This is a genomic window from Streptomyces sp. BRA346 (assembly GCF_052851135.1).
On sequence record NZ_JAIWIH010000017.1, the window covers coordinates 46,465 to 62,158 of the forward strand.

General features: G+C 74.6%; 15 protein-coding genes. 7 read left to right on the forward strand and 8 right to left on the reverse strand.

Annotated features, from left to right (window positions below; all coding sequences use genetic code 11):
• The first annotated feature begins 20 nt into the window (after nucleotides 1–20).
• From LCH29_RS20930 to LCH29_RS20960, 7 genes are all read left to right on the forward strand, one after another.
• Nucleotides 21–1,043, forward strand: coding sequence for a LacI family DNA-binding transcriptional regulator (locus LCH29_RS20930; protein WP_446463266.1), 1,023 nt, complete (start codon nucleotides 21–23; stop codon nucleotides 1,041–1,043).
• A gap of 92 nt (nucleotides 1,044–1,135) precedes the next feature.
• Complete coding sequence (locus tag LCH29_RS20935; protein ID WP_446463267.1) at nucleotides 1,136–2,233, forward strand: S1C family serine protease; 1,098 nt, start codon at nucleotides 1,136–1,138, stop codon at nucleotides 2,231–2,233.
• Nucleotides 2,234–2,319: 86 nt separating this feature from the next.
• Nucleotides 2,320–3,060 (forward strand): response regulator transcription factor, encoded by a 741-nt coding sequence (locus LCH29_RS20940; RefSeq protein ID WP_446463268.1) that lies wholly within the window; start codon nucleotides 2,320–2,322, stop codon nucleotides 3,058–3,060.
• Nucleotides 3,057–4,475, forward strand: coding sequence for a sensor histidine kinase (locus LCH29_RS20945; RefSeq protein ID WP_446463269.1), 1,419 nt, complete (start codon nucleotides 3,057–3,059; stop codon nucleotides 4,473–4,475). Before LCH29_RS20940 ends, LCH29_RS20945 begins: the two co-directional genes overlap by 4 nt.
• A gap of 65 nt (nucleotides 4,476–4,540) precedes the next feature.
• Nucleotides 4,541–4,801 carry a response regulator gene (locus LCH29_RS20950; protein ID WP_446463270.1) on the forward strand — a complete coding sequence of 87 codons (261 nt, stop codon included), beginning with the start codon at nucleotides 4,541–4,543 and terminating at the stop codon, nucleotides 4,799–4,801.
• A gap of 51 nt (nucleotides 4,802–4,852) precedes the next feature.
• Nucleotides 4,853–7,198: a sensor histidine kinase gene (locus LCH29_RS20955; RefSeq protein WP_446463271.1), complete on the forward strand. Its 2,346-nt coding sequence runs from the start codon at nucleotides 4,853–4,855 to the stop codon at nucleotides 7,196–7,198.
• Between the two features lie 46 nt (nucleotides 7,199–7,244).
• Nucleotides 7,245–7,898, forward strand: a complete 654-nt coding sequence (locus tag LCH29_RS20960) for a DNA-binding response regulator (RefSeq protein ID WP_446463272.1) — start codon at nucleotides 7,245–7,247, stop codon at nucleotides 7,896–7,898.
• On the opposite strand, the gene LCH29_RS20965 is transcribed toward LCH29_RS20960, so the two are convergent.
• From LCH29_RS20965 to LCH29_RS21000, 8 genes are all read right to left on the reverse strand, one after another.
• A complete protein-coding gene (locus LCH29_RS20965; protein WP_446463273.1) occupies nucleotides 7,804–9,678 on the reverse strand; it encodes an ABC transporter ATP-binding protein in 1,875 nt (624 codons plus the stop codon). The two genes, LCH29_RS20960 and LCH29_RS20965, sit on opposite strands and share 95 nt — an antisense overlap.
• Before the next feature lie 5 nt (nucleotides 9,679–9,683).
• The gene (locus LCH29_RS20970) at nucleotides 9,684–11,462 is read right to left on the reverse strand and encodes an ABC transporter ATP-binding protein (protein ID WP_446463274.1); all 1,779 of its coding nucleotides are present in this window, start codon (nucleotides 11,460–11,462) and stop codon (nucleotides 9,684–9,686) included.
• A gap of 59 nt (nucleotides 11,463–11,521) precedes the next feature.
• Entirely contained in the window at nucleotides 11,522–12,667 is a 1,146-nt protein-coding gene (locus LCH29_RS20975; protein ID WP_446463275.1) for an LLM class flavin-dependent oxidoreductase, read from the reverse strand.
• Nucleotides 12,654–13,076 carry a lasso peptide biosynthesis B2 protein gene (locus LCH29_RS20980; RefSeq protein ID WP_446463276.1) on the reverse strand — a complete coding sequence of 141 codons (423 nt, stop codon included), beginning with the start codon at nucleotides 13,074–13,076 and terminating at the stop codon, nucleotides 12,654–12,656. The genes LCH29_RS20975 and LCH29_RS20980 overlap by 14 nt, the downstream gene beginning before the upstream one ends.
• Complete coding sequence (locus LCH29_RS20985; RefSeq protein WP_446463277.1) at nucleotides 13,073–13,330, reverse strand: lasso peptide biosynthesis PqqD family chaperone; 258 nt, start codon at nucleotides 13,328–13,330, stop codon at nucleotides 13,073–13,075. The genes LCH29_RS20980 and LCH29_RS20985 overlap by 4 nt, the downstream gene beginning before the upstream one ends.
• A complete protein-coding gene (locus LCH29_RS20990) occupies nucleotides 13,327–15,210 on the reverse strand; it encodes an asparagine synthase-related protein (RefSeq protein ID WP_446463278.1) in 1,884 nt (627 codons plus the stop codon). The genes LCH29_RS20985 and LCH29_RS20990 overlap by 4 nt, the downstream gene beginning before the upstream one ends.
• Nucleotides 15,211–15,334: 124 nt before the next feature.
• Nucleotides 15,335–15,469 carry a lasso RiPP family leader peptide-containing protein gene (locus LCH29_RS20995; protein ID WP_446463279.1) on the reverse strand — a complete coding sequence of 45 codons (135 nt, stop codon included), beginning with the start codon at nucleotides 15,467–15,469 and terminating at the stop codon, nucleotides 15,335–15,337.
• 50 nt (nucleotides 15,470–15,519) lie between these two features.
• Nucleotides 15,520–15,645, reverse strand: coding sequence for a lasso RiPP family leader peptide-containing protein (locus LCH29_RS21000; protein ID WP_179935780.1), 126 nt, complete (start codon nucleotides 15,643–15,645; stop codon nucleotides 15,520–15,522).
• Nucleotides 15,646–15,694 lie beyond the last annotated feature (49 nt).

Below are 15,694 nucleotides of genomic sequence, written 5' to 3' on the forward strand. Positions count from 1 at the left end.
GACCCGCGTAGACTTCGCGCGTGGCCAAGGTGACGCGTGATGATGTGGCAAGGCTGGCGGGAACCTCGACCGCGGTCGTCAGTTACGTCATCAATAACGGACCCCGGCCGGTCGCCCCGGCCACGCGCGAGAGGGTTCTCGCCGCGATCAAGGAGCTGGGCTACCGGCCCGACCGGGTCGCCCAGGCGATGGCGAGCCGGCGCACCGACCTCATAGGGCTGATCGTGCCGGACGCCCGCCAGCCGTTCTTCGCCGAGATGGCGCACGCGGTCGAACAGGCCGCCGCCGAGCGCGGCAAGATGGTGCTGGTCGGCAACTCCGACTACCTGGACGAGCGCGAGGTGCACTATCTGCGCGCCTTCCTGGGCATGCGGGTGTCCGGGCTGATCCTCATCAGCCAGGGCCCCAGCGAGAACGCGGCCGCCGAGATCGAGGCCTGGGACGCCCGGGTGGTGCTGCTGCACGAGCGGCCCGAGGCGATCGACGACGTGGCCGTGGTGCTGGACGACATCGGCGGCGCCCAGCTCGCGGTGCGCCATCTGCTGGAGCACGGCCACTCCTATGTGGCCTGCCTCGGCGGCACCGAGATAACCCCGACCGTCGGCGACCCGGTGACCGACCACGTCGAGGGGTGGCGCCGGGCGATGCAGGAGGCCGGGCGGTCCACGGAGGGGCGGCTGTTCCAGGCCCCGTACAACCGGTACGACGCCTACCAGGTCGCCCTCGGGTTGCTGGCAGGACCTGACCGGCCCCCGGCCATCTTCTGCGCCACCGACGACCAGGCCTTCGGGGTGCTGCGGGCGGCGCGCGAGCTGCGCATCGATGTGCCGGGCGAGCTGGCGGTCGCGGGCTTCGACGACGTGAAGGAGGCGGGTCTGACCGATCCGCCGCTGACCACGGTCGGCTCCGACCGGCCCGCGATGGCGCGCGCCGCGGTCGACCTGGTGCTGGACGACACCCCGCGGCTCGCGGTCTCGCGCCGGGAGCGGGTGCGGCAGTTCCCGTCCGCGCTGGTGGTACGGCGCTCCTGCGGCTGCTCGTAGCGTCTGGCCCTTATGTCGGGCATACCGACTTCTGCCCTGGTTCTCAGCGGATCCTCAGGTGGCTCTCATCCTTGCGCCGCAGAGTCTTGGACATGACGACGAGCCAGCGCCGTAGCGGCGACGAAGAGCCCTATCCCTACGCGTACGGCGGCGCGGCGGCCTATCCGCCGCCGCCCACCCATGAGCCGCGGACGCCGGTGACCACCCCCTCCGGGGTCACCGTGTGGCCGGGCGGTGGTGCAGATGGCACCGGCGGCGCGGGCGGCGGTGCGGACACCACGGCGATACCGCACCCCGGCGGTGGCCGCCGCAAGCGGCGGCTCTCCCGGTCGGCCGGGCTGATCGCCGCCGTGGCGGTGGTCTCGGCGCTGGTGGGCGGCGGTACGGCGACCTTCGTCAGCCAGGCCGCCGACAAGGGGGACACGGCCGTGTCGACCCCGGTCGTGGGCGTCAACTCCAGCAGCGGCAGCGGCGTGTCCGCCGTGGCGGCGGCCGTGAGCCCCAGCATCGTGGAGATCAGCGCGACGTCCGCCGCGGGCGACTCCACCGGCTCCGGCGTGATCGTCACCAGCGGCGGCGAGATCATCACCAACAACCACGTCATCTCCGACGCCGATTCGATCAAGGTGACGTTCAGCGACGGCAGCACGAAGAGCGCCTCGGTCGTCGGCACCGACAGCGGCAAGGACCTGGCCCTGATCAAGGTGAGCGGCGCGAGCGGCCTCAAGGCCGCGTCCCTGGGCGACTCCAGCCAGGTCAAGGTCGGCGACCAGGTCGTGGCCATCGGCTCGCCCGAGGGGCTGACCGGCACCGTGACCAGCGGCATCGTCTCCGCGCTGAACCGCGACGTCACCGTCTCCACGGACGAGGGCCAGGGCCGGCAGGGCGGCGGCCAGTGGCCGTTCGAGTTCGGCGGCGGCAGCTACAACGGCGACGTCGGCCAGTCGACCACCACGTACAAGGCCATCCAGACCGACGCCTCGCTCAACCCCGGCAACTCCGGCGGCGCGCTGATCAACATGCGGGGCCAGGTCATCGGGATCAACTCCGCGATGTACGCCCCGGCCTCCGGCCAACAGAGCAGCAGCGCGGGCAGCGTCGGCCTGGGCTTCTCGATCCCGGTCGACACCGTCAAGTCCGACCTCTCCGCCCTGCGCGACGGCGGCAGCGGCGGCAACGGCAACAGCTGAGCCGCCACGAGGCCACCCCGGCGCAGGTCGACGTGCGAGGCTGACAGCACAGCGCCCGTCCCGCCCACCGTTAAGGAAACCGATCCATGAGCCCCGTCGACCACGGCGATCAGCCCGCCCGCATCCTGATCGTCGACGACGAGCCGGCCGTCCTCGAGGCGCTCCAGCGCAGCCTCGCCTTCGAGGGCTACGCGACCGAGACCGCCGTCGACGGACTGGACGCCCTGGAGAAGGTCGGTACCTACGACCCGGAGCTGATCGTGCTCGACGTGCTGATGCCCCGCATGGACGGGCTCACCGCCGCCCGGCGGCTGCGCGCCACCGGGGTGACCGTGCCCGTCCTGATGCTCACCGCGCGCGACACGGTCGGCGACCGGGTCACCGGCCTCGACGCGGGCGCGGACGACTACCTCGTCAAGCCCTTCGAGCTGGACGAGCTGCTGGCCCGCATCCGCGCCCTGCTGCGCCGCAGCTCGTACGCGGCCGCGGCGGGCGCGCCGGTCGCCGACGACGACACGATGTCCTTCGGCGACCTGCGGATGGACCTGACGACCCGCGAGGTCACCCGGGGCGGGCGGCGCGTCGAGCTGACCCGCACCGAGTTCACCCTGCTGGAGATGTTCCTCGCGCATCCGCGCCAGGTCCTCACCCGCGAGCAGATCCTGAAGGCCGTGTGGGGCTTCGACTTCGAGCCGTCGTCCAACTCGCTGGACGTGTACGTGATGTATCTGCGCCGCAAGACCGAGGCGGCCGGTGAGCCGCGGCTCGTCCACACGGTGCGCGGCGTGGGGTACGTCCTGCGGCCGGCGGAGGGCGAGCCGTCGTGAGGCTCCGCGGACTCCCGCTGCGCTCGCGGCTGGCCCTGCTGACCGCGGTGGCGGTGGCGGTCGCGGTCGCGGTGTCGGCGTTCGCGTGCTGGCTGATCGTGCGCGAACAGCTCAGCGCACAGCTCGACTCGTCGCTGCGCACCGTCAAGGTCGACGAGCGCAATGTGGTGAGCATCCTGGACGCGTGCCAGAACCCCGACGGCGACGACGGCCACACCCCGCGCGCCCTCGGCTCGTACTCCGTGCAGATCGTGCTGCCCGACGGCAACCGCTGCCCCCAGCCCGGGGCGACGGAGCTGCCGGTGAGCGCCGACGACGTGGCGGTCGCCACCGGGCAGCGGCCGACCGCGCTGCACGACGCGACCGCCGAGGACGGCCGCGACATGCGCGTCTTCACCTACCGGCCGTCCGGCGGCCCCGACAGCCCGCTGCCGCGCGGTATCGCCGTCTCCATGGCGCGCCCGCTCAGCGAGGTGCAGGACCCGCTGAACACGCTCGCGCTCGTCCTCGCCCTCGTCGCCGGGATCGGCGTCGTCGGCGCCGGGGCGGCCGGGCTGTGGATCGCCCGGACCGGGCTCAAGCCGGTGGACCGGCTGACCCACGCCGTCGAGCACGTGGCCCGCACCGAGGACCTGGCCGTCCGCATCCCCGCCGAGGGCGACGACGAGATCGCCCGGCTGTCCCGGTCGTTCAACGCCATGACCGCCGCCCTCGCCTCCTCCCGCGACCGCCAGCAGCAGCTGATCGCCGACGCGGGGCACGAGCTGCGCACCCCGCTCACCTCGCTCCGCACCAACGTCGAACTGCTCGCCCGCAGCGACGAGACCGGCCGCGCCCTGCCTCCGGAAGACCGCAAGGCGCTCATGAGCAGCGTCAAGGCGCAGATGACCGAACTCGCGGCGCTCATCGGCGACCTCCAGGAGCTGTCCCGGCCCGACGCGCTGCCCGGCAGCGGGCCGCTCCAGGTGGTCGCGCTGCACGAGATCGCGGGCGCCGCCCTGGAGCGGGCCCGGCTGCGGGGCACCGGGCTCACCCTCGACGCCGCGATCGAGCCCTGGTACGTACGCGGCGAGTCCGCCGCCCTGGAACGGGCGCTGGTCAACCTGCTCGACAACGCCGTGAAGTTCAGCCCTTCGGGTGGTGTCGTCGATGTCGCCCTCAGAAGGGGTGAGTTGACGGTGCGGGACCGCGGTCCCGGCATTCCCGACGATGAACTCCCGCACGTCTTCGAGCGGTTCTGGCGTTCGCCGTCCGCCCGCAGCATGCCCGGCTCCGGGCTCGGGCTGTCCATCGTGGCCCGTACCGTCCAGAGTTGCGGCGGCCAGGTGGGGCTGCGGCCCGCACCGGGCGGCGGCACCGTCGCCTGGATCCGTCTCCCCGGCGCCCCCTCCGCCCCGCCCGAACCCGGCCCCTGACCTTCTCAGCCTCCGTACACGCCGGACTCAGCGGACGCACAGCCTCGGGCACCAGGTTGGGGCCCATGCACGAGACTTCCCGGATCCTGGTCGTGGACGACGAGCCTTCGGTGCGCGAAGCCCTCGGCAGAGCCCTGCGGCGCGAGGGCTACGAGGTCGACACGGCCGGGGACGGCGTGGCGGCGCTGCGCCGCATCGAGGAGGAGCGGCCCGACCTGGTGCTGGACGTGTACGTGATGTACCTGCGCCGCAAGACGGAGGCCGGGGGCGAGCCGCGCGTGGTGCACACGGTGCGGGGCGTCGGCTATGTGCTGCGGACGCATTAGGGTCGGCCGTCCGCGGGTACGGATGTGACGTCTACGGAAGGCGCTTCGGCTGTGGAAACGGGGGCCGGTGAGCGGGAGGTGAACCTCGCCGCCGAGCGGTACGGCGTCGAGGTCCGGGCCACGGTGATCTCCCTGTGCGGGGTGTTCGGGATCTTCACGGTCCCGCCCGGGCGGGTACCGGTGACGGTGCTGCTGGTGGTCGTCACCGTCGCCGCCTGCGCCGTGCGGTGGCGGGGCCTGCGGCGGCTCCCGGCCGGGGTACGGATGGGGCTCGACGCGACGGCGGTGGCGGTACCGGGGCTCGGACAGCCCCTCATGGGGCCGCAGGGCGTGAACATCTGGGTGATGGTCATCCTGGGGATCGCCGTCATCACCTTCCAGTACGAGTGGGCGACCCGGCCCGCCATCGGCCTCGGCCTGGCCGCGCTGACCCTCGCCACGTACGGCGTGGGATACGGCCTGGCCGCGCCCGCCCCGGGGCCGTCGCCCTTCTGGGTGGCGGCCCGGCAGACGGCCGAGTACGCGCTCGCCCGCGTCTCGTATCTGATCGTCCGGGCCAAGGCCAGGGCCGCCGACCGGGCGACCGAGCGCGAGGCGGCGGGACGCCGGGAGGCGTCGGTCGCCGCCGCCCGCCGCGCCGCCGGGCGCGCCTACCTCGCCACGCTGCACGACACGGCGAGCGCCACGCTGCTGATGGTGTCCCTCGGGGACTCCCGCGACTGGTCCTGGCTCCCGCGCCGGGCCCACCGCGACCTGGAGGCGCTGTCCGCCGTGCCCGGCCACGAGGCGGGCCGCGTCGACCTCGCGGAACTGCTGGGCGAGGTGGCCAAGGGCGCCGCGGAACCGGACGCGGCGCGGGCGGTCCGGGTGTCGGCCCGCGTCGACGGCCCGCTCATGATGCCCGCGGGCGCGGCGCTGGCCATCCTGCACGGCGTCGGCGCGGCCCTGGACAACGTGGCGCGCCACGCGGAGGTGGACGAGGCCGAACTGCGCGCGGGTCGCGACGCCGCGGGCACGGTCACCGTCGAACTCGCCGACCGGGGCCGCGGTTTCATCCCCGCGGCCGTCTCGGTGCAGCGGCGGGGGATATCCGGCTCGGTGGTGGGCCGGATGGAGGCGATCGGCGGCCGCGGCGAGGTCGACTCCCGCCCGGGCGAGGGCACCCGCGTCCGCTGGGAATGGCCCACCGTCCCGACGGCGACGGACCCTGCCGAGCCCGGCCCGCCGCGGGCGGATCCGGCGGCGGACGCCCCGCCCGAGCCCGGCCCGGAGGGGCGTACCACGTTCCGGGAGATCCACGGGCGGCTGGTGCGGGGGGTGCGGTGGGCGCTGCTGCTCGTCGCGTCGACCGTGCAGATCGGGCTGTGCCTGCCGCAGCTCCTCGCCCATCTGGGCAGCTACCACCCGCCCTCGGCGCCGGTCGTCGCGTACGCGGTGCTGGGCGCGGTCTCGGTGGTCACCGCCGGGCTGCTGGCCTCGGGGCGGGACGTCTCGGGGTGGCCGCGGTGGTGCGGGGTCGGGCTGGTGCTGGGGGCTTCGGCGCTGTGTGCCGCCACGGTCGGGGCCGACCAGCGGTTGCGCGAGGGGGACTGGGCGTTCGGGCTGGTCGGCTGGCACGGGCTGTATCTGCTGTTCGGGCTGTCGGTGAACGCGATCGGGGTGTTCCTGGGGGCGCAGGTCGTGCTGACCGCGATCCCGGTGGCCCTCACCGGCATGCCGGACGTGGCCCGGCTGGCGACGATGGGGATGTTCGCGGTGTCGATCTGCGGCTTCCAGTTCACGGTGGGGGTGCTGGCCCGGCTGTTGCGCCGGTCGGCGGAGACGGCGGGTTCTGCGGCGGCCCGGGAGGAGGAGCTGCGGACGCGCGAGGCGATCGCCGAGCAGATGCACCTCGACCACGAGAAGCGCTACGCGACGCTGCTGCGCACCACCGTGCCGCTGCTGGCGGGGCTGGCGCACGGTTCGCTGGATCCGCGGGACGGGCAGGTCAGACACCGGTGCGCGCTGGAGGCGGCCCGGATGCGGCGGCTGTTCGCGGAGGCGGACGAGGTGCCGGACCGGCTGGTGCACGAGCTGCGCGCCTGCATCGACGTGGCGGAGCGGGCGGGCGTGACGGTGGGTCTGGCGGTGCGCGGCGCGCGCCGGGACGTGCCGCAGGACATCCGCCGGAAGCTGGCGGATCCGGTGGCGGCGGTGCTGGCGGCCGGTCCGGCCGAGGCGCGGGTGACGGTGGTGCGCACCGGATCGCGGGTACGGGTCAGCGTCGTGGGCGACAGGACGGCGGAGCCGGACGGCGTGGCCGTGAAGGAGGCGGCGCCGGTGGCGGTGTCGCGTACCGCGGAGGGAGAGAAGGTGTGGGTGGAGGCGGTGTGGGAACCGGCCCCGGCCGCCGGGTAGTGCAGTCTCCTGGGGACAGGGGGAGCCGAGCGAACATGGGGTGACGATGCCGACCGAGACCGTCAGCGTGGCGCTGATAGACGATCATCCGGCGATCCTCGCGGGCGTCGAGGCGTGGTACGCGTCCTCGGACCAGCCGATCAAGGTGATCGCGGCGGGGGAGACCGCCGCCACCGCGTGGACACCGCCGGGCGACGGCGCCGACGTCGTGGTGTTCGACCTTCAGCTGAGCGACGCCGGGCCCGCCTTCGGGGAGTTGCGGCGGCTCGTGGACGCCGGGCGCCAGGTGGTCGTGTACACGATGCGCGACGAGGAGCAGACGGCGCTGACCTGCCTGGACCTGGGCGCAGCGACCTATCTGACGAAGACCGAGGGCAGCCGCCACCTGGTGGCCGCAACCCTCGCCGCCGCCCGGCAGCATCCGTACACCCCGCCCGCGCTTGCGGGCGCGCTGGGGACGAACGCGCGCAGCGACAGACCCAGACTGTCCCAGCGCGAGGAGGACGTGCTGATCGAGTGGTTCCAGTCGGAGTCCAAGGAACTGGTGGCGCAGCGGCTGAACATCAAGGTGCGCACGGTCAACACCTATCTGGACCGGGTGCGGATCAAGTACGCGAACGCGGGGCGCCCGGCGCGGACGAAAGCAGGTCTGGTGGCGCGGGCCATCCAGGACGGGCTGGTGGCCGTCGAGGATCTGTGAGGCCCGGGTCCGTGAGGCCCGGGTCCGTGAGCCCCGGTGACCCGCGGTCGTCGCCGCGCCAGTGGCCCACCAGGTTCGCGTACGTCGCGCAGTCCCGCACCAGCGACGCATGGGTGCCGCCGTGCAGGCCCGCAGTGTCGAGGACGAGGACGCGGTCGGCCCGCAGCGCCGAGCTGATGCGGTGGGCGATCACGATGAGGGTGCCCTCCCGGCCGCGGAAGGCGCGTTCGACCCGCTCCTCCGCGACCGGGTCGAGATGGCAGGTGGCCTCGTCGAGGATGACGACGCGCGCGGGGGAGAGGTATACCCGGGCCAGCGTGATGAGCTGCCGCTGCCCTGCGGAGAGGGCGGTCGGGCGCAGGGGTGTGCCGTCGTAGCCCCCGTGCTCGCGCACCAGAGCGGTGAGGCCGAGCACGCTCACCGCGTGGTCCAGCCTGCGCTGTTCGACGCCGGGGTGGAGGTAGGTCAGGTTCTCCCGGAGCGTTCCCGCGAAGACGTACGCCTCCTGGGGGACGAGTGCGATGGCCGAGCGCAGCCAGTCGGTGCGCAGGGTGGGCAGGTCGGTGCCGCCGAGCCGGACCGTGCCGCGCTCCGGGTGCTCCAGCCCCGCGAGGACGCCCACCAGCGTGGACTTGCCGATGCCGCTGGCCCCGACGAGGGTGAGGTGCTGCCCGTACGGGACGGTCACGGTGGCGCGGTCGAGGACGGGCGCGGAGTGCGGCCCGTAGCGGAACGTCACCTCCTCCAGGGCGAGGTCGAAGCGGTCCGTGGTGTGCGGGCCGCCCGGGTCGGGCGGGGCGGGGGCGGTGTGGCGGGTGAGCCGCGCGAGCACGGTGGCCAGTTCGAGGCCCATGTTGCCGACGGAGTGGACCAGGGCGCGCAGCGCCGGTTCGAGGCTGGTGACCAGATAGGTGGCCGCGCCCAGCAGCTCACCCGGGGTCAGCGCGCCGCCCGCCACCAGCCGGGGCCCCAGCAGGAGCAGCAGCACCAGCGGGGTGCGGGCGGCGAGGCCGATGAGTCCGGTGCGGACGCCGCCGACGGTGGCGACGGCCTCGGCGGCGCGCGCGTTCGCCCGTAGCCGGTCCTCCAGGTCGGCGGTCGCCCGGCCCACGGCGCCGCAGGCCAGGACGTCGCGCAGGGCGCCGATGACGCGGCCGGACTCCTCGGCGACGGTCTCCTCGCTGTCGAGGGAGGCGTCGTAGCGGCGCCGCCAGGTGCGCGAGAGCCGCAGCAGCGCCAGGCCCGTCACGCACAGCACCGGGAGGAGCAGCAGCCCGACGGCGGGGGCGAGCGCGGTCAGCCCGGCGACGGCGGCGAGGAAGGTGAACCCGGAGGTGCAGGCGGTCATCAGCAGGTTGGAGAGCAGTTGCCGGGCGCGCTCGGTCTGGTCCGTGATCCGGGACACGGCGCTGGTCCGCGGCGGCCGACCGGCCGCCACCGCACCGTGCAGACCGCCGCGCACGGTGACGGTCACCAGGTGGTCGCGCATCGCCTCCACGACGGTGGCCATACGGGGCACGGCCTGCCGGGTGCCGTACGCGCCCGCCACCATGACCAGCCCGTAGACGGCGAGCGTGGCGAGACCCGTGCGGGCGTCGTCGGCGAGGAACCCGTGGTCGAGGGCGGTCGCGACGAGCCGCCCCGACAGCAGCGCGGGCGCGGTGCCGAGCAGTGACCAGCCGATGAGCAGGCCCAGGTCGCGGCGGTGCGCGGCGAGGACCGGGCGCAGCGGATGACGCCCGGTGCGGGAGGGCTTGCGGTGGGCTCCGGTGGGGGGCATGCCGCTCACCACCCCAACCGCAGCCGCATGGTGGGGTGTTCGGCGCCCGGGAGCCGCAGCCGGAGGGTCTCGTCGGGGGCGGGGGCCTCCGGGGCGGGGCGCGGGTCGGGCGGCTGGAAGACGGCGCGGTACGCCGGGTCCTTCAGCAGCGCCTGGTGGGGCGCGAGCGCGCGCAGTGTGCCCCGGTCGAGCCAGGCGACCAGATCGGCCCCGGCGGCGGTGGACATGCGGTGGGCGACGATCAGCCGGGTCGTCCCGGACAGCACCCGGTCGAGCGCGGCGGTGATCTCGGACTCCGTCGCGGTGTCGACGCTGGAGGTGGCGTCGTCGAGCACCACGAGCCGGGCCTGCCGGGCGGCGACCCGGGCCAGGCCGAGGCGCTGGAGTTCGCCGCCGGAGAGCCGGAGCCGGTGCAGCGGGGTGGCCAGTCCGTCCGGCAGCCGGGTGACGAAGGCGTCGGCGGAGCCCGCCCGCAGGGCGGAGGCGACCCGGTGCGGGGGCGGGGGATCGTCGGCGTAGGCGAGCGCGTCGCCGAGGGTGTCGCCGAGCAGCGTGGGGCGTTCGAAGGCGTAGCCGACCGCGCGGCGCCGCTCGTCGGGGCGGATGTCGCGCAGCGGCACCCCGTCGAGGAGGACGTCACCGGAGTCGGGCGCGAGCAGCCCGCCCGCGACCTCGGTGAGCGTGGACTTGCCCGCGCCGGACGCGCCGATGACGGCGACGCTGTGCCCGGCGGGCACGTCGAGGTCGACGCCCTGCAGCAGCGGGGTCCCGGACCGCGCCACGCGGACGCCGCGCAGCGTGAGCCGCCCGGGCCCGTCGGGCAGCGGGCGGGTCCCCTCGGGCGGCGCGGGGACGTCGAGGAGTTCGCCGATCCGGGCGGCCGAGCCGCGGCACCGGGCGAGCTGGGCGAGCATCGCGGTCTGCTTGAGCAGCCCGAGCGCGTAGCCGAGATACGCCTGGGAGGCGAGGAGTTCGCCCGGGGTTATCCGGCCGTGCAGCACCCCGAGCCCGGCGACGGCGAGGACGCCGATCTGGACCAGCGGCGTCACCAGCCCGGCCTGCCAGGTCGCCTTCCGCTGGGTCTGCCAGAAGTCGAGCCCGGCGGCGCGCAGCCGGGGCAGCGGCGCGAGTACCCGAGCGGTCTCCTGCTCCGCCGTCCCGGCCGCCCGGATCGTCCGGGCGCCGCGCAGCGCGTCCACGAACCGCTCCGCCAGCTCCCCGTGGATCTCCTGGTACGTGTGGGTGGCGGAGCCGACCCTGCTCATCAGCCAGCGGCCGAGCCACCCCATCAGCGGCGCCCCGAGCAGGAAGAACAGCCCGAGCCTGACGTCGATGAGGAACAGCGCGACCAGCCCGCCGAGTGAGGTGAGGAGCGACGCGGCGAGCCCGACGAGGTACTGGGCGGCGGGCGCGGTCCCGGCGCTCGCCCCCAGCAGCCGGCTGAGGACGTCGCCCGTGCCGAACGCGTCCTGCCCGGCCCGGCCGAGGGCCAGCACCTGGTGCAGCACCCGGCGGCGCAGCGCCAGGGTGGCCCGGGCCGCCGAGCGCTTCTCCAGGATTTCCCGGGCGGCCTCGGTGGCGGTGGTGAGGGCGAGCAGCGCGACGACGAGGATGACGGCCCGGCCCTGCGGTGCCTTCCCGATCGCCGCGTCCAGCGCGCTCGCCAGGGCGGCCGGGAGCAGCAGCCGGGTGGCCGGGTCCAGCACCGCCACGGCGAGCAGACCGGGCGCGTGCCCGCCGCTCGCGCGCAGCGCGTCGCGCACGATGCCGTTGCTCGATGGCATGGGGTACTCCCTTGGCGCCCTGGGCGGGTCGGACGGCTCCCCGGAGGGGACGGCGGCGGTCAGGCCGCCAGCGGCGGCGGGCCGACGGGCCCGGTAGGCCCGGCAGGGCCGATCGGCGGCGGGCCGACGCGGCGGCGGACCTCGGGGAACACCTCGGTGGCGAGGCGTTCGAGGTTCCGCAGCGAGCCGTGCCGCTCGCCGGACACCTCCACCTGGCACAGCACCCGCCGCGCCCCGCACGTCGTGATGGCGTGGACGAGCCGTTCGACGCAGGTGTCGACGGTCCCCACCGGATGCTCCGCGAGCATCTTCCGCGCCATCCGTTCGACGGTCTCCTCGTCCTCCTCGGGCGTGGCCTGCCGGGGCCCGTCCGCGCCGCCGATGATGATCTGCGAGTCCTGGTTGGCCCGGAGCGAGCGCTTGGCCCGGTCCCGCATGAGGGCGTGGGCCTGCTCCTCGGTGTCGGTGACCTGGGCGTAGACGGCGAACGCGTGGTCACCGGCCGCCGGATCGCGGTGGCCGCGTTCACCGGCGAGGGCGGTGTGACGGGCGATCATGTCGGCCTTCGCGGCCGCGTCCTTGTCGAAGTACAGCAGCATCGGGATGCCGCGCTCGGCGGCGAGGGCGACCGAGTCGGGGGAGCTGGCCGCGACGTACACCGGTGGGCCCTCGGGGGTGCGCGGGGTGGGCGAGACCGTCACGGGCCGGAAGCGGTGGAGCGCGGAGTCGGCCGACACCTTCCCGGTCCACGCCCGGAGCGTGAGGTCGAGCGCCTCGCCGAGGCCGTCCTGCCAGTGCGCCGGGCCGCCGCCGATCACCTCGTACTCGACGACCGGCAGCCCGCGCCCCACGCCGAGGACGAACCGCCCCTGTCCCACGTGGTCCATGAACGCGGCCTGTTCGGCGATGTGCACGGGGGAGTGCAGCGGGAGCAGGGCGACGGCCGTGCCGACCCGCACCCGGCTGGTGGTGCCGAGCAGGAACGAGGCGAACGACATCGCCGAGGGCGCCACCACCGACGGCAGGAAGTGGTGCTCGGTCACCCACACGTCGTCAAGACCGAGTTCCTCCGTCTTACGGGCCACGGCCACCGAACGCGCGAGCACATCGGCGTCGCTCTGCCCCTCGTGGCGGTTGGCCGATATCAGCGTGCCGAAGCGGAGCGATTCGCGGACCGATTCGCGGACCGGTTCAGCGGCGGTCATGGGCGCGCACCTCCATCATCGTGCGGTAGAGCGTCACGTCCTCGCGCTCGCCGACGGCCTGCCCGTCGGCCTCCACCCAGGCGTGCGCCCGGAACGGCTGGGTCCGGACCCCGGTGCACCAGTCGGGCCACACCCCCCACATCCGGCACAGCAGCGCCGTGGCGACGGAGCGCTGAAGACACTGCTGGGCGGCGCACCGCCTGCTGACGGCGACGACGGCGGCGCGGGCGGCGCCGGCGGTGGCCGCGTCCGCGGGGCGGGCGCCGCGCCGCGCCGACTCCAGCACCCGGCGCAGCCGCCGTGGGCGCAGCCGTACGAGCAGCCGGGCGGCACCGACGGCGAGCCGCGCCGCCGCGCGGTGGTGCCACGGGACCCGGGTCCGGTTCTCCAGCGTGACCGGCATGCTCATGCGGTCACCAGCTTCGACCGGCGCAGCGAGGCGAGCAGCTTCTCCACGTCCTCCGCGGCCCGCTCGGACCCCTCGGGGGTGCGGGCGCGGAGGGTGTCCACCACCTCGGGGACCCCGTTGCCCTCCAGGAGCAGCCGCAGCACCAGCGACGCCGTGCGGTTGAGCTGCCAGTAGCGGCCCTGCTCCTCGTCCAGCAGGACCAGGCCGTCCTCGGTCTCGGACGCGGTGACATGAGGGGCGAGCGCGATGGTCATCGGGAACCTCCAACGGGCTGCGGGCGCGGGGCGGCGGTGGCGGTGGCAGTGGCCGCGGGCTTGCCGAGCGCGGCCACCGAGCGCAGCCAGGACTCGGTGCCCAGGGTGTTGAGCAGGGGCAGCATCGTCATCGACTTCGGGTGCGGGGCCAGGAGCGCTTCGCGCAGCCGCGCCGGGTCGATGAGCCCGAGCCGGGCCAGGTGCGAGTCCTCGCAGAGCGCGAGCAGCTCGGCCCGGTGGTGGCGCAGCCCCGCGTACACGTCGGCGCTGAACTCGCCCTTGGTCGGCCGGTCCAGGATGGCGTCGGGCACGACCCCGCGCATCGCCGTGGCCAGCGCGTTCTTGTACGTGTTCGGGGCGGCGCGGTCGGCGAAGCGGATCGACAGCGCCGCCTCCAGCACCCGGTCGTCGGCGTAGGGGCTGTGCCAGGGCACCCCGTACCGGGCGCAGAGGCGGCTCGCCCGGCGCAGCGCGTTCCCGCCGCGCCGGGCGGCCTGGAGCGCCATGTGCTGGGCGCGCAGCGGATGCAGCGGCGCGGCGTCGGCGCAGCCGCGCAGCCGCCGGGCCGTCTCGGCGACCGCGTCACCGGTCGCCCAGGGCGGCATCCGCACCTCGAAGCCCCAGCTGACGGATGGTTCGGAGGGCGGCGGCGGGGGCGTGTCGAGGCGCTGCGCCTGGGCCGCGATCCAGGACCCGTACGACTGGTTGTCGGCCAGCGCGCGCAGCAGCGGCGCCAGCTTCCATCGGCGGTGGGCGCGGCCGACGCGGACGATGTGGGCGGCGCGCAGCGGATGGGAGCGCACCAGCGTGTGGTCGTAGGCGGGCGCCGCGTAGAACAGCTCGTCCCCGTTGTGGCCGCTCAAGTGCCCCCGGGAGCCGCCCGTGGCGAGGTGGCGCGCCTGGTCGGCGAGGCGGGTGCGGGTCCTGATCCAGGGGAACGGGCCCTCCAGATCGGGGTCCGGTTCGAGCAGCCCGGCGAAGTTGAGGGGCATCTCGTCCCGGGGGATGATCCGGTGCTCCGCGCCCGCCATGGCCCGGGCCGCCCGCGCCGCCCACACCTCGTCGTCGTTGGCCGCGTCGGCGGCCTCGAAGCGGTAGGTCAGCAGGTCGGGCGTGAGCGACGCGGCAAGGAAGCACACACTGGTGGAGTCCATACCGCCCGAGAGGTCGGCGCTGAGACGTCCCCCGTCGTCCCAGGACGCCGACATACGGGCCTCCACCGCGTCGCGCAGGGCCTCACGGATCGCCTCCGCGCCCTCGGCCAGCGGCACTTCGGGTTCCGGCACGGTCCACCAGCGCGCGGTGCCGCAGCCGCCGTCCGGCGCGAGCGTCAGGTAGTGGTCGGCGGGCAGGCGCTCCACGCCCTCCCACAGACTGCCCTCCTCCAGCGGCCCGGGCGGCGCCGCGTGCAACAGCAGGTCCGCGAGCCGCTGTTCCGCCACCCCGGCACCGGTCAGGGCGGCGAGGGTGTCGGGCCGGTCGGCCGCGACGGTGACGCCCTCCACGGCGGCCGTGTAGATCTGGCACGAGGCCCCGGCGCTGCCCTGCGCCCTGACGACGCCGTCGACGGCCGCGACCAGATGGAAGTTCCCCGCGGTCGTACGGGCCAGCCGGTCGAAGTCGGCCGGGCGGCGGGCGTCCGCGAGCGCCGTGGTGAGCGTGGTGGGCGTCGCCCCGCTGGGGCCGAGCAGGGCGACGCGCCGGGTCCCGGCGGCGGCGTGGACGATCTCGTCCGCGCGCCACCGGCCGACCACCCACGGGCGCCCGGACGCATGCGGAAGCACCGTGAGCGGGGCGTCCGTCTCCCCGGCCGCCGCGGCCGTGATCCGGTCCGCGATACGGCTCCCCGCGGGGGAATCCGGAAGAATCACGAATTCCATGTCGTCCTTCGTCCTCGGCTTTCGCTGCTGGGGGCTGGTGGGAGGGGACCGGGCCGGTCCGGCGTATCGCGTTCACGCCGTACCGGCCCGGCCGCACATTCCGGGAAGGTTCAGCCGGAAGGGTTCAGCAGAACATCGCGCATTCCTGCACGGCGTCCCAGCCGTGGCCCTCGCCGCCGAGCGTGACCTCGGCGAAGTCGCCGATCTCCTCGATGACGGCGGGCTCGTAGACGGCCGTCTCCTGGTGCATGGTGTTCATTTCCTTCTCGCTTTCCTCGCTGTGTGGAAAAGGGGTTCAGCGTGCGCCGGTCAGCAGAAGATCCAGCAAAGGCCCTCCCAGTCGGCGCCACCGCCGCCACCGCCGAGGGTGACCTCGGTGAAGTCCCCGGCGTCGACAATGGCCGGTGCCTCGTACGTGATCGTCTCGTCGTTCATGAGAACAATCCCTCTCTCTATTGCCGTCGTATGCAGAATCGACCGGGGA

What these genes read in the sequence shown, in the direction of transcription:
- LCH29_RS20935 (WP_446463267.1), top strand. Translation starts at nt 1,136, where the DNA reads ATGACGACGAGCCAGCGCCGTAGCGGCGACGAAGAGCCCTATCCCTAC.
- LCH29_RS20940 (WP_446463268.1), top strand. Translation starts at nt 2,320, where the DNA reads ATGAGCCCCGTCGACCACGGCGATCAGCCCGCCCGCATCCTGATCGTC.
- LCH29_RS20950 (WP_446463270.1), top strand. Translation starts at nt 4,541, where the DNA reads ATGCACGAGACTTCCCGGATCCTGGTCGTGGACGACGAGCCTTCGGTG.
- LCH29_RS20960 (WP_446463272.1), top strand. Translation starts at nt 7,245, where the DNA reads ATGCCGACCGAGACCGTCAGCGTGGCGCTGATAGACGATCATCCGGCG.
- LCH29_RS20965 (WP_446463273.1), bottom strand. Translation starts at nt 9,678, where the DNA reads ATGCCCCCCACCGGAGCCCACCGCAAGCCCTCCCGCACCGGGCGTCAT.
- LCH29_RS20970 (WP_446463274.1), bottom strand. Translation starts at nt 11,462, where the DNA reads ATGCCATCGAGCAACGGCATCGTGCGCGACGCGCTGCGCGCGAGCGGC.
- LCH29_RS20975 (WP_446463275.1), bottom strand. Translation starts at nt 12,667, where the DNA reads ATGACCGCCGCTGAACCGGTCCGCGAATCGGTCCGCGAATCGCTCCGC.
- LCH29_RS20980 (WP_446463276.1), bottom strand. Translation starts at nt 13,076, where the DNA reads ATGAGCATGCCGGTCACGCTGGAGAACCGGACCCGGGTCCCGTGGCAC.
- LCH29_RS20985 (WP_446463277.1), bottom strand. Translation starts at nt 13,330, where the DNA reads ATGACCATCGCGCTCGCCCCTCATGTCACCGCGTCCGAGACCGAGGAC.
- LCH29_RS20990 (WP_446463278.1), bottom strand. Translation starts at nt 15,210, where the DNA reads ATGGAATTCGTGATTCTTCCGGATTCCCCCGCGGGGAGCCGTATCGCG.
- LCH29_RS20995 (WP_446463279.1), bottom strand. Translation starts at nt 15,469, where the DNA reads ATGAACACCATGCACCAGGAGACGGCCGTCTACGAGCCCGCCGTCATC.
- LCH29_RS21000 (WP_179935780.1), bottom strand. Translation starts at nt 15,645, where the DNA reads ATGAACGACGAGACGATCACGTACGAGGCACCGGCCATTGTCGACGCC.